Genomic DNA, 10647 nt, shown 5'->3' with positions numbered 1-10647 from the left:
TTGCGGGCCAGTTCCCGGCGCATGCGTTCGCTGGAGAAGCCCAGGAGGGCGCGGACCAGGTGGAAGAGAAAGAGGCTGAGGTCGGAGAAGGTCCTGGGCCTGCCGGGTTTTCTCTCCCCTTCTGGCAAGCGGGCTTGGAGCCATGCCTGGAGCAGGGGGACCAGTTCCTCCAGGGACAGGGGTAGGATGGAAGGGGGCGTCTGGTGTTCTTCCACAGCTCACCAAGCGCCCCCTTTTCCTTTGGCTTGTCAAGGGGGTATGCATTGAATATCCGAAAGGGGGGGATGGATTTACTTTTGCTGTTACTGGTCCCAATGGCTTTTCCTTTTCCTGGCCTTCTGTTAGGAGCGATTTCTTTGGACCTATGTTTAGGTGGTTTGCTAGGGGTTCGTTGGCTCCTTCTTCAGGTACCTACACCATAACAGCGAGTCTGGGTTCCGGGTTTAGCCGACAGATAACTGTTAGCGCTACGTCAATTCTTCCCCAACCCCAGAACATAACTGTGCAAGCAACCCGGAACTCCGCTACCATTTCCTGGTCAGCCGTTCCCGGGGCCAAGTCTTACCTGGTAGAACTTTGGCTTTTGGATCAAAATGGTAACCCCGTTGCAAGGCCCTTTGGTTGGTACACCACGGACACGCAGGTACAGTTCAGCCAAGCCGCTCAGATCACTCTTCCCCCGGGTAACTACCGAGCCTATCTTTGGGCTTTTGGCGTAGACGTTACGCGACTAACAACTAGTGGCCAGGCTCCCCAACTTGATCCGCAAGTTAATCTGTCCAGTGGGTGGAGCTCGCAGGTCATTCAGGTTCAGTCCGTAGGGACCCTTAAGGTTCTGGATCTTCCCGTTCTTACGGAGCCAACAATGGATGGCGAAGGTGGTTTGCCCGAGTGAAGGAATAGGGCTTTTGGGCCCCATGGGGGTTCCCCATGGGGCCTTTATGTTAACTCCCGCACGTACCAGCTCAGGGCGGGTCCCCCGTCCTTCACGTGGCGGAACCCCTGGGCCTGGAAGAAGCGCTTGGCCCGGGGGTTGTTGCCATAGACCACCGCGTAGAGCCGCTCGGCCCCCGCCAGGTGGTCCATGAGGTGGGCCAGGGCCCGCCGCCCCAGCCCCTGGCCCTGGTGGTCCTCGCGGATGAGGAGGAGGCTTAGGGTGGCGTCCGCTGGCTCAGGGTAGTGGAGCTTGTAGTCCAGGTAGCCCACCGCCTCCACCCCCAGGAGGAGGAGGAAGGCCCGCCGGCGGGGGTCCTTTTCCAGGGTGAGGAGGTCCTGGACCACGTCCTCGAGGCTCGGGGGTTCCATCCCGATGAGGGTGAAGTACCCGGGGCTTTGCCGGAAGAGCCCATGCAGGAGGGGGGCGTCCTCGGGCTGCGCCGGGCGGAGGTTCAGGCTTAGGGTCCGCATCCTTCCCATGCTATTCCCTCTTTCCCCAGAAGGGGATGAGGAAAAGCCGCCGCCCCGGGGGTACCCCCGGGGCGGCCTTTGGGGCCTTTTACCTGCGGGCCGGCTCCACCACGGTGACGTTCACCGCCTGGGGGCCCTTGCCGTTCTTGCCCGGCTCCACGTCAAAGGTGACGATGTCGCCCTCGTTCAGGGTGCGGAACCCCTTGGCGTTGATGGCGCTGAAGTGGACGAACACGTCGGTGTCGCCCTCGCGCTCAATGAAGCCGTAGCCCTTCTCCGCGTTGAACCACTTGACCCGACCCTTCTGCATACTGCTCCTTCGCTTCCGGACCCGTGGGGCCCGTATCCGGGACTTAGGGGTTGCTTTAGACCCTGGGGGCCACCCTGAAGCGACCCGGAATACCCCACTATACCACGGGAGGGGCTATTTGCGGAAGAACCCCTTGACCCGCTCCCAAAACCCCTCGGGGGCCACCTCCTCCCCCACCTCCGCCGCGTAGGCCCTGAGGAGTTCCTTGGCCTTGGGGGAGAGCTTTTTGGGCACGGAAAGCTCCACCACCACCCGCAGGGCACCCCGGCCATGCCCCCCGGGGTGGGGAAGCCCTTCCCCGGGGAGCTCAAACACCTCCCCGTGCCCGGTGCCCGGGGGAAGGTCCAGGGGGATGGGGCCGGAAAGCCCGGGGATTTCCACCCGGGCGCCCAAGGCCGCCTGGGCTAGCCCGATGCGCAGCCGGTAGATGAGGTCCACCCCCTGGCGCTCCAGGTGGGGATGGGGGCGCAGGGAAAGGCGCACGTACAGGTCCCCAGGTCCGCCGGGCCCCAGGTTGCCGTAGCCCGGGACCCGCAGGAGGTGGTTCTCGTCCATCCCCGGAGGGATCCTGACCCGCACCCGTTCCTCCCGGGGCACCCGGCCCCGGCCCCGGCAGGTGGGACAGGCCTCGGCCAGGAGATGGCCCTGCCCCTTGCAGTGGGGGCAGGTGGAGCGGCTCACGAAGGCCCCGAAGAGCCCCTGGCGGTAGGTTTCCACCATTCCCCGGCCCCCGCAGGTGGGGCAGGCCACCCGCTTCCCCCCTTGGCCCTGGCAGGCCTCGCAGGGGACCAGGCGGGTGTAGGTGAGCTCGGCTTCCTTGCCCGTGAGGAGGTCCTGAAGCTCCACCTCCACCTGGGCCTCCAGGTCCTCTCCCCGGGGAGCGGTGCGCCCGGTCTGGAAGCCAAAGACCTGGGCGAAGAGGTCAAAGAGGTCCTGGGCTGAGTACTCCGGCGTCCCCAGAAGCCCCCGGTCGTACTGGGCCCGCTTCTCCGGGTCGGAGAGGACGGCGTAGGCCTCGTTGATCTCCTTGAAGCGCTCCTCGGCCTCCTTGTCCCCGGGGTGGCGGTCGGGGTGGTGTTGCAGGGCCAGCCGGCGGTAGGCCTTCTTGATCTCCTCCTGGGTGGCCTCCCGGCTCACCCCCAGGATGGCGTAGTAGTCCTTCATCCAGCTAGCACTTTACAAGGGAAGGGGGTTTCTGCTAAAGTGCCCGGCAATGAGGCTCCTGCGAGCTACCTGGTAGGGGGCCCCTTCCTGCGGGAAGGGCCCCCCCGGGTTTGCCCGCGGGGGCCTCGGCTTTTAAGGAGGCTTTATGTTGCTCCTAACCCCTGGACCCACCCCCATTCCCGAGCGCGTGCAAAAAGCCCTCCTGCGCCCCATGCGCGGCCACCTGGACCCCGAGGTGCTAAGGGTGAACCAGGCCATAAGGGAGCGGTTGCGAGCCCTCTTTGACCCTGGCGAGGGGGCCTTGGTGGCCGCTTTGGCCGGTTCGGGGAGCCTGGGCATGGAGGCGGGGCTGGCCAACCTGGACCGGGGCCCGGTCCTGGTGCTGGTGAATGGCGCCTTCTCCCAGAGGGTGGCGGAGATGGCGGCCCTCCACGGCCTCGAGCCCACGGTCCTGGAGTTTCCCCCGGGGGAGCCGGTGGACCCCGAGCGGGTGGCCCGGGAGCTCAGGCGGAAGCGCTACCGCATGGTGGCCCTGGTCCACGGGGAGACCAGCACCGGGGTGCTGAACCCGGCGGAGGCGGTGGGGGCCCTGGCCCGGGAGGCCGGGGCCCTCTTTTTCCTGGACGCCGTCACCACCTTGGGCATGCTCCCCTTCTCCATGCAGGCCATGGGGGTGGCCTACGCCTTCACCGGGAGTCAGAAGTGCCTCTCGGCTCCCCCGGGCCTGGCCCCCATCGCCTTAAGCGCCGAGGCCCGGGAGGCCTTCCGCGGCAAGCGGGGCTGGTATTTGGACCTGGAGCGGGTGGCGGAGCACTGGGAGCGGGGGGGATACCACCACACCACCCCCGTCCTCCTGCACTACGCCCTCCTGGAGGCCCTGGACCTGGCCCTGGAGGAGGGGATATCCGCCCGGGAGCGCCGGGCCCGGGAGGTCTACGCCTGGCTCCTTGGCCAGCTGGAGGCCCGGGGCTTCCGCCCCTACCCCAAGGCGAGCCCCCTGCCCACGGTCCTGGTGGTCCGGCCCCCCGAGGGGGTGGAGGCCGACCGCCTGGTGCGGGCCCTCTACGCCGAGGGGGTGGCCGTGGCCGGGGGGATTGGCCCCACCCGGGGCCAGGTCCTGCGCCTGGGCCTCATGGGGGAGGGGGCGCGGAAGGAGTTCTACCAGGCCTTCCTTAAGGCTCTGGACCGGGTCCTGGCCCTAACGTAGGAAGAAGAGGGCGTAGACCAGGGCCAGGGCCATGCGGTAGTAGGCGAAGGGGCGGAAGCCGAAGCGCTCCACGAAGCCCAGCATGCCCCGCACGGTAAGCAGGGCGGTGAGCAGGGCGGCCCCGAAGCCCAGGCCCAGAAGCCCCCACCCCTCCTTGGGGATGGCGGGGGCGGTCTTGTAGAGGTCGTACCCCACGGCCGCCAGCATGGTGGGCAGGGCCAGGAGGAAGCTGAACTCCGCCGCCGCCCGGCGCTTTAGGCCCAGCAGAAGCCCCCCCAGGATGGTGGCCCCGCTCCGGCTGGTGCCGGGGAAGAGGGCCGCCAGGCCCTGGAAGACCCCGATCAGGGCCACCCTCAGGAGGGGCACCTCTCCCACGTCCCCGTAGCGGGCCCTATCGGCCAGCCGGTCGGCCCATAGGAGGACCAGGCCCACGAAGAAGAGGAAGAAGACCACGATGCCATCCTTTCCCAGGATCTCCTCCTTGATGAGGGGGTAGAGCAAAAACCCCATGGCGGCGGTGGGGAGAAAGGCCACCCCGATGCGCAGCCACAGGGCGCCGTCCACCAGAAAGCGCCGGCCGTAAAGGAGGAGGACGGCCAGGATGGCCCCCAGCTGGATGGCGATGAGGAAGGTTTTCAGGAAGGCGTCCACCTCCACGGGCAGGCCCAGGAGGTGGAAGAGGAGGGTCAGGTGGCCGGTGGAGGAGACGGGCAGGAACTCCGTGAGGCCCTCCACGAACCCCAGGAGAAGGGCTTCCCAAGCGCTCACGCGGCCCATGGTACCATGAGGGGCGTGGAGGTTTCCGTCCTCATCCCCGCCGCCGGCAACGGGGAGCGCCTAGGCCTCGGGCCCAAGGCCTTCCTCCGGGTGGGGGGGCGCACCCTGCTGGAGTGGGCCCTGGAGGCCTTCCGGGAGGCGGCGGAGGTCCTGGTGGCCCTGCCCCCGGGGGCTGAGCCCCCCGAGGCCCTGCGGGCCACCTTCCTGGAGGGGGGAAGGACGCGCCAGGAATCCGTGGCCCGGCTCCTGGAGGCGGCAAGCCTCCCCCTGGTCCTGGTGCACGACGTGGCCCGCCCCTTCGTGAGCCGGGCCCTGGTGGAACGGGTCCTCGAGGCCACCCGGGCCACGGGGGCCGCGGTGCCCGTGCTCCCCGTTCCCGACACCCTGGTCCGGCCCGAGGGGGAGGGATACGGAGAGGTGGTCCCCCGGGAGGCCCTGCGCCTGGTGCAGACCCCCCAGGGTTTCTTCACTGCCCTGCTACGGGAGGCCCACGCCTACGCCAGGAGGCGGGGCCTTGCCGCCACCGACGATGCCCAGCTGGTGCGGGCCCTGGGCTACCCCGTGGCCCTGGTGGCGGGGGAGAGGACGGCCTTCAAGATCACCTACCCGGAAGACCTCACTCTGGCGGAGGCGTTGGCGCGGGCATGGAACGTCTAGCGGGGGCCAAGATCAACCTGGGCCTCTCCCTCCTGGGGCGGCGCCCCGATGGCTACCATGAGCTCCACACCCTCTTTGCCGCCCTTTCCTTCGGCGACCGCCTCTTTCTGGAGCCCATCCCCGAAGGGATAGAGTTCCGGGGGCGCTATGGGAAGCGCAACCTGGCCTACCGGGCGGCGGAGGCCTACCTGGAGGCGGCGGGCTGGCCTGGGGGGGTGCGCATCGTCCTGGAGAAGGCCCTGCCCGAGGGGGCGGGCCTGGGAGGGGGAAGTGCGGACGCGGCCCAGGTGCTCCTGGGCCTTAGGGAGCTCTACCCGGCGGAGGTGGACCTCCCCGCCCTGGCCCTGGCCCTGGGCGCGGATGTGCCCTTCTTCCTCCAGGGCGGGGTGGCGGAGGCCCGGGGGGTAGGGGAGCGGCTCACGCCCCGGTTCCTCCCCCCCTTGCCCGTGGTGGTCTTCGCCCCAGGGTTGCGCCTGCCCACCCCCAGGGTCTACGGGGAGGTCAAGCCCCACGACTTCGCCCCCGAGCTTCCCGTGGCAGAGGTCCTGGAAGCCCTGGCCCAGGGGAAGGAACCCCCTTACTGGAACAGCCTCGAGGCTCCTGCCTTCCGCCTCCACCCCGAGCTTAAGGGGGTCAAGGAGCGGCTTAGGTCCCTGGGGCTTCGGGGGGTGTTGATGTCCGGCTCGGGGAGCGCCTTCTTTGGCCTCGCCGAGGACGAGGCCCACGCCCGGCGGGCCTGGGAGGCCCTGCGGCTTGGGGGTTATGCCCGGTGGGGGTGGATTGGGGGCCAGCATGCGCTTTCTTGAGGAGATGCTGGGCTCCTTCGGGGCCCTGGAGGAGATCCGGGCCCTGCCCATCCGCTGGGATCGGGAGCGCTTCCGCTTCTGGCTCCAGCAGGACTACCCCTTCGTGGAGGCCCTGTACCGCTACGTGGTGGGCCTTCTGGCCGAGGCGCCCCAGGCCCACCGCATCCCCCTGGTCCACACCCTTTTGGCCACGGTGGAGGAGCTGGACTGGCTCCTGGCCCAGGGGGCCGACCCCAAGGCCCCGGTGCACCCGGTGCGGCAGGAGTACGTGGACCTCTTGGCGGAGATGGGGGCCTTGGCCTATCCCTACCGCCTGGTCTTCCTCTACCTCCTCAACCGCCTCTTTCTGGAGGCCTGGAACGCCCACGTGGAGGGGGATGGCCCCTGGCAGGAGCTTTCGGAGCACTGGTCGGCCCCCGAGTTCCAGGCGGTGCTCTTTGACCTCGAGGTCATGGCCCAAGGCCAGCTCCCCCATCTGGATCCCCAGGTGGTGGCCCACTACCTGGGCCGGATTCTGGAGATGGAGAAAAAAACCTGGAGCCTCCTCCTCTAGGGGAGGAGGCTCCGAAGGGCCTCGGCTTAGTTCAGCTCCTCGCCCCAGGCCTCCTCAAAGAGGCGCTTGGCCTCCTGGACCGTGACCTCCAGGGTCTGGGAGACCTCCTCGGCCAGGAGGTAGATGGCCCGCCGCAGGGCCTGGCGGTCCAGGTCCGGCAGGCCCCGCTCCAGCTCCCAGGCCCGTAGCTGCCCCGCCATCTGGGCGATGCGGTAGGGGTTTCCGTCCGCCAGGATCTCGCTGGTCTTGCGGTGCCGGGCGGCCCACTGCTTGGGCAGGGGCATGCGCCCGTTTTTCAGGAGGTCCAGGATGATGGGCACCTCCTCGGGGGATAGGGCCTTGCGCATGCCCACGCTTTGCGGGGCTTCCACGGGCACATAGGCCTTGGAGCGGGATCCGGGGAAGTCCACCTGGTAGTAGGCCCGGCTGACCCCGCTCACGCTTCGCTGGGCTATGCCCGCCACCACGCCGACCCCGTAAGGGGGCAAGACCACCTTGTCGCCGGGACGGAACTCTTTCACGGCGCGACTCCTTTCCGGAGCACCTCCAGGAGGTGCTCCAAGTAGGCCTCTACCTCTAGCTGGGGGGTGCACCCCAAGGCCGCGATGACCAGGGCGGTGGCTTTGGGGGAAAGCTCTGGGCGCACGGCGCCCTCCTCCTGCCCGCTTCGCACCAGCTCCTCCAGCAGGTCCAGGTAGTGCTGGTGAAGCTCGCGTAGCCAGGGGGTGGGGTCCTCCATGGCCTCCCGGGCCACGGCCGCCCAGAGGCCCCGCCACTCGGCGATCCAGGCCAGGCGCTTTTGCAAAAGGGCCTCCAGGCGCACAAAAAAGGGCGCCCGCAGGCGCACCACCTCCTCCACCTCCCGGTAAAAGGCCCAGGTTCTCTCCTCCACCAGGCGCTTCAGGAGGTCCTTTTTGTCGCGGAAGTAGAGGTAGATGGTCCCCTTGCCTACCTCCGCCCTCCGGGCCACCTCCTCCATCTTGAGCCCGGAAAGGCCCATTTCCCGGAGGATTTCCAAGGTGGCCTCGAGGATGGCCTGCTTTTTGTCCTTGGAAAGGGCCCCCGGGGGGGATACCATCGCGGCCACGCCCATAAGTCTACCACACCGCCCTTTTCCTTTCATGAGGAGGGCGCTACCCTAAGGGTTAAGGAGGCAGGGTATGCGACAGGGTTTCTTTGCTCTCCTCACCGCCGATCCCCTGCGGGGGGCTTTGCGCGCCGTGGAGGCCCGCCTCCTGGAGGAGGCCCGGGGGGAGGCCCTCTTCCTGGTCCCCTACCCCTTGCGGGACCTGGCCGAGGCCTGGCGGCTTGCCTACCGCCACCTGGGCCTCCGCCGGGGCCGGGTCCTCCACCTGCGGCGCCGGGAGGAGGCCTTTGACCCCGGTGTGGCCCAGGCGGTGGCGGCAAGCCCCCTGGTCCTCCTGGCCGCCGAGGGTCTGCCGGACTTCCTCCAGCTCATCCGGGGGAGCCTGGTGCTCCAGGCCCTTCTGGAGGTCCACCGCCAGGGGGGTGGGGTGGTGGCCTTGGGGGAGGCCGCGGGTCTTCTGGGCGAGGCGGCCTTCTACCCCCTGGAGGGGGAGGTGCGGGCCTCCTTGGGCCTTGCCCTTCTCCGGGGCCTAGCCCTCCTGCCCCGGGTGGAGGAGCGGGGGCGCTTTCTGGCCCTTTCCCGGCTGGTGGCGGACAACCCGGACCTGGTGGGCCTGGGGCTAATGGAGAACACCGCCTTGCGCCTCCTCCGGGGCCTGGGCGAGGTGTGGGCCGGGGGCGTGACCCTGGTGGACGCCGGGGGGGCGGAGTTCACCGGCCGGGGGGTGAAGGGGCTTAAGGTGGACGTCCTCTCCGCGGGGGAGCGCTTCCCCTTGCCTGCCCTTTAGCGCTACCATGGCCCCATGCCCTCGGGGCGCGTACACGAGGCCATCAACCTGACGGCGCTGGGCGGGGGGGCGCTGGCCTACCTGGCCTACGGGGGTTCGCCGGAGGAGCCCCGTGCCCTGGCCTTTGCCCTGGCCTACCTGGCCGGCACCTTTCTCCTTTCCCCTGACCTGGACCTTTCCGAGAAAGGGGTGCGGTCCCAGCGCCGCTGGGGGGTGCTGGGGATTCTCTGGCGCCCCTACGGCTGGCTCTTTCGCCACCGCGGCCTTTCCCACACCTGGGTGCTGGGCCCCCTGACCCGGCTCGGGTACCTGGTGGGCCTCCTCTGGGGCATGGGCTATCTGGCCCAGGGCCTGGCCGCCCACCTGGGGGTTTCCTTCTCCCTGACCCCCCCCGCCTGGCCCCGGGAGGCCTGGGGCTTTGCCCTCATGGGCTACTACCTTTCCCAGTGGCTCCACCTGGTGGCGGACGGCATCTGGCCGGACCACGACCTGAGGCGGCTTAGGCGGCCAAGGTGAGGGGGTTTACATACCCTGCCTGGGCAGGGTAGAAAATGGGGGTATGCGCAAGCTGGGGCCCTTGCTCTTTTTGCTCTGGGGCCTTGCCCTGGCTGTTCAGCCCGGCCAGCGTATACCCGACTTTGCCCTTCTGGACCCCAAGGGCAGCCTCGTGACCCTATCCAACCTGAAAAAACCCGCGGTTTTGGTCTTCTGGGCCAGCTGGTGCCCGGTGTGCCGGGCGGAGTTTCCCGGCCTGCACCGGGTGGCCGAGGAGACGGGGGTCCCCTTTTACGTGATCAGCCGCGAGCCCAAGGACACCAAGGAGGTGGTCCTTTCCTACATGAAGGCCTACCCCCGCTTTATCCCCCTCCTGGCCTCGGAGCGGGATAGGCCCCATGAGGTGGCCAACCGCTTCAAGGTCCTGGGCCAGCCCTGGACCTTCGTGGTGGACGGGGAGGGCAAGGTGGTGGCCCTCTTCGCCGGGCGTGCGGGGCGGGAGGCCCTGCTGGACGCCCTACTCCTGGCCGGGGTGGACCTGCCATAACTCGGCCCGCCGCACCCCGCCTTCCGGCAGGAGCCGGAGGAGGAAATCTGCCCCCAGGGCCTCAGGGTCCCCCCATTCCACCAGGGTCAGCCGGGCCCCCTCCTGGGCCGCCTCCAGCTGGGGCAGGAGGAGGGTGGGGTCCTTTAGGCGGTAGAGGTCGGCGTGGACCAGGGGGCCCTCCGGGGTGGGGTAGGTGTGGATGAGGGTGTAGGTGGGGCTGGTCACCCGGCCCTGGAAGCCCAGGGCCTGGGCCAGGAAGCCCACGAAGGTGGTCTTCCCCGCTCCCAGGGGGCCCTCGAGGACCACCAGGGCCCCAGGAGGAAGCAGGGGAAGGACCTCCCGGGCCAGGGCGCGGGTGTCCTCCAGGCTCCTCAGGGTGCGTGCCAGAAGCTGCCGCATAAAGGAAAAAGGCCCCGTAGGGCCCTTTGGTGCCGGGAGCGGGACTTGAACCCGCACGCCCTTGCGGGCACCACCCCCTCAAGATGGCGTGTCTACCAGTTCCACCATCCCGGCAGGCGCGCCTCAGGCGCAAGCCTTAGTTTAGCAAAAGCCCTTCCCTTGTCAAGGTTGGGGGGGCTTGCCTAGTAAATTGCCTTGTACCCCGGAGGGGGCGGGAGAAGGGAGAGAAGAACCCTAAGGCCGTAGGCGATGAGCTCCAAAAGCGCCCGCGCCATGGCCGTCCAAGGCTTCCGCTCCCAAAGGTNCCCCCCNCCCAGCCGCGTCTTCATCCCCCCAAACACCCCCTCCACCACCCCGCGAAACCGGTACACCTCGGGGTCCCACCCCTCCCGCGCCCGCACCCGCGCCTCCTCCCTGGCCTCGCCCCCGCCCCGAAGCCGGATCACCGGCC

At 68.7% G+C, this 10647-nt stretch carries 14 protein-coding genes, 1 tRNA gene and 2 pseudogenes; 7 read left to right on the top strand and 10 right to left on the bottom strand.

Translation table 11 applies throughout. The features are described 5' to 3' along the window. From B128_RS12105 to B128_RS0100800, 4 genes and pseudogenes are all read right to left on the bottom strand, one after another. Positions 1-215: pseudogene (locus B128_RS12105) on the bottom strand (hypothetical protein); the annotation flags it as partial. Positions 216-939: 724 nt separating this feature from the next. Next, the gene (locus B128_RS0100810; RefSeq protein ID WP_018110406.1) at positions 940-1416 is read right to left on the bottom strand and encodes a GNAT family N-acetyltransferase; all 477 of its coding nucleotides are present in this window, start codon (positions 1414-1416) and stop codon (positions 940-942) included. A gap of 79 nt (positions 1417-1495) precedes the next feature. Further along, a complete protein-coding gene (locus B128_RS0100805) occupies positions 1496-1717 on the bottom strand; it encodes a cold-shock protein (RefSeq protein WP_014516375.1) in 222 nt (73 codons plus the stop codon). Positions 1718-1831: 114 nt separating this feature from the next. Next, positions 1832-2881 carry a DnaJ C-terminal domain-containing protein gene (locus B128_RS0100800; RefSeq protein WP_018110405.1) on the bottom strand — a complete coding sequence of 350 codons (1050 nt, stop codon included), beginning with the start codon at positions 2879-2881 and terminating at the stop codon, positions 1832-1834. A 145-nt stretch (positions 2882-3026) separates the two neighbouring features. Between B128_RS0100800 and B128_RS0100795 the strand changes: the two genes are divergently transcribed. After that, entirely contained in the window at positions 3027-4088 is a 1062-nt protein-coding gene (locus tag B128_RS0100795; RefSeq protein ID WP_018110404.1) for an aminotransferase class V-fold PLP-dependent enzyme, read from the top strand. Here B128_RS0100795 and B128_RS0100790 read toward each other — a convergent pair. Beyond that, complete coding sequence (locus tag B128_RS0100790; protein WP_483855273.1) at positions 4080-4856, bottom strand: undecaprenyl-diphosphate phosphatase; 777 nt, start codon at positions 4854-4856, stop codon at positions 4080-4082. The two genes, B128_RS0100795 and B128_RS0100790, sit on opposite strands and share 9 nt — an antisense overlap. 15 nt (positions 4857-4871) lie before the next feature. Here B128_RS0100790 and ispD point away from each other — a divergent pair, with 15 nt between their 5' ends. Genes ispD through B128_RS0100775 form a run of 3 tightly spaced genes read left to right on the top strand, consistent with a single transcriptional unit; the run spans position 4872 to position 6881 of the window. Then, on the top strand, positions 4872-5522 hold the full coding sequence (gene ispD, locus B128_RS0100785) for a 2-C-methyl-D-erythritol 4-phosphate cytidylyltransferase (protein WP_018110402.1): 651 nt from the start codon (positions 4872-4874) through the stop codon (positions 5520-5522). Then, a complete protein-coding gene (gene ispE, locus B128_RS0100780; protein WP_018110401.1) occupies positions 5510-6328 on the top strand; it encodes a 4-(cytidine 5'-diphospho)-2-C-methyl-D-erythritol kinase in 819 nt (272 codons plus the stop codon). Before ispD ends, ispE begins: the two co-directional genes overlap by 13 nt. Then, positions 6315-6881: a TenA family protein gene (locus B128_RS0100775; RefSeq protein WP_018110400.1), complete on the top strand. Its 567-nt coding sequence runs from the start codon at positions 6315-6317 to the stop codon at positions 6879-6881. Before ispE ends, B128_RS0100775 begins: the two co-directional genes overlap by 14 nt. 26 nt (positions 6882-6907) lie before the next feature. On the opposite strand, the gene B128_RS0100770 is transcribed toward B128_RS0100775, so the two are convergent. Both B128_RS0100770 and B128_RS0100765 read right to left on the bottom strand, forming a co-directional pair. Further along, the gene (locus B128_RS0100770; RefSeq protein WP_018110399.1) at positions 6908-7402 is read right to left on the bottom strand and encodes a CarD family transcriptional regulator; all 495 of its coding nucleotides are present in this window, start codon (positions 7400-7402) and stop codon (positions 6908-6910) included. Then, entirely contained in the window at positions 7399-7959 is a 561-nt protein-coding gene (locus tag B128_RS0100765; RefSeq protein WP_018110398.1) for a TetR/AcrR family transcriptional regulator, read from the bottom strand. The genes B128_RS0100770 and B128_RS0100765 overlap by 4 nt, the downstream gene beginning before the upstream one ends. A gap of 82 nt (positions 7960-8041) precedes the next feature. On the opposite strand from B128_RS0100765, the gene B128_RS0100760 reads away from it, so the two are divergent. The 3 genes from B128_RS0100760 to B128_RS0100750 are packed head-to-tail and all read left to right on the top strand — an operon-like array spanning position 8042 to position 9797. Next, positions 8042-8755 carry a type 1 glutamine amidotransferase family protein gene (locus tag B128_RS0100760; protein ID WP_018110397.1) on the top strand — a complete coding sequence of 238 codons (714 nt, stop codon included), beginning with the start codon at positions 8042-8044 and terminating at the stop codon, positions 8753-8755. A gap of 15 nt (positions 8756-8770) precedes the next feature. Continuing rightward, on the top strand, positions 8771-9271 hold the full coding sequence (locus B128_RS0100755) for a metal-binding protein (protein ID WP_018110396.1): 501 nt from the start codon (positions 8771-8773) through the stop codon (positions 9269-9271). Positions 9272-9314: 43 nt separating this feature from the next. Beyond that, positions 9315-9797 (top strand): TlpA family protein disulfide reductase, encoded by a 483-nt coding sequence (locus B128_RS0100750; protein ID WP_018110395.1) that lies wholly within the window; start codon positions 9315-9317, stop codon positions 9795-9797. Here B128_RS0100750 and tsaE read toward each other — a convergent pair. The 3 genes and pseudogenes from tsaE to B128_RS12100 form a co-directional block, all read right to left on the bottom strand. Beyond that, entirely contained in the window at positions 9768-10196 is a 429-nt protein-coding gene (tsaE, locus tag B128_RS0100745; RefSeq protein WP_026174905.1) for a tRNA (adenosine(37)-N6)-threonylcarbamoyltransferase complex ATPase subunit type 1 TsaE, read from the bottom strand. The two genes, B128_RS0100750 and tsaE, sit on opposite strands and share 30 nt — an antisense overlap. Before the next feature lie 27 nt (positions 10197-10223). Then, positions 10224-10310: transfer RNA gene (locus B128_RS0100740), tRNA-Leu, on the bottom strand. A 68-nt stretch (positions 10311-10378) separates the two neighbouring features. Continuing rightward, positions 10379-10647: pseudogene (locus B128_RS12100) on the bottom strand (hypothetical protein); the annotation flags it as partial.

Source organism: Thermus igniterrae ATCC 700962 (assembly GCF_000376265.1).
Lineage (GTDB): Bacteria > Deinococcota > Deinococci > Deinococcales > Thermaceae > Thermus > Thermus igniterrae.
The sequence above is the reverse complement of the archived record's forward strand: the minus strand, read 5'-3'. Positions and strand labels throughout refer to the sequence as shown.

Bases quoted from the DNA above. Each gene is read 5' to 3' on its own strand.
- ispD (WP_018110402.1), top strand. From the start codon at position 4,872: ATGAGGGGCGTGGAGGTTTCCGTCCTCATCCCCGCCGCCGGCAACGGG.
- ispE (WP_018110401.1), top strand. From the start codon at position 5,510: ATGGAACGTCTAGCGGGGGCCAAGATCAACCTGGGCCTCTCCCTCCTG.
- B128_RS0100760 (WP_018110397.1), top strand. From the start codon at position 8,042: ATGCGACAGGGTTTCTTTGCTCTCCTCACCGCCGATCCCCTGCGGGGG.
- tsaE (WP_026174905.1), bottom strand. From the start codon at position 10,196: ATGCGGCAGCTTCTGGCACGCACCCTGAGGAGCCTGGAGGACACCCGC.
- B128_RS0100795 (WP_018110404.1), top strand. From the start codon at position 3,027: ATGTTGCTCCTAACCCCTGGACCCACCCCCATTCCCGAGCGCGTGCAA.
- B128_RS0100775 (WP_018110400.1), top strand. From the start codon at position 6,315: ATGCGCTTTCTTGAGGAGATGCTGGGCTCCTTCGGGGCCCTGGAGGAG.
- B128_RS0100805 (WP_014516375.1), bottom strand. From the start codon at position 1,717: ATGCAGAAGGGTCGGGTCAAGTGGTTCAACGCGGAGAAGGGCTACGGC.
- B128_RS0100800 (WP_018110405.1), bottom strand. From the start codon at position 2,881: ATGAAGGACTACTACGCCATCCTGGGGGTGAGCCGGGAGGCCACCCAG.
- B128_RS0100750 (WP_018110395.1), top strand. From the start codon at position 9,315: ATGCGCAAGCTGGGGCCCTTGCTCTTTTTGCTCTGGGGCCTTGCCCTG.
- B128_RS0100765 (WP_018110398.1), bottom strand. From the start codon at position 7,959: ATGGTATCCCCCCCGGGGGCCCTTTCCAAGGACAAAAAGCAGGCCATC.
- B128_RS0100810 (WP_018110406.1), bottom strand. From the start codon at position 1,416: ATGGGAAGGATGCGGACCCTAAGCCTGAACCTCCGCCCGGCGCAGCCC.
- B128_RS0100755 (WP_018110396.1), top strand. From the start codon at position 8,771: ATGCCCTCGGGGCGCGTACACGAGGCCATCAACCTGACGGCGCTGGGC.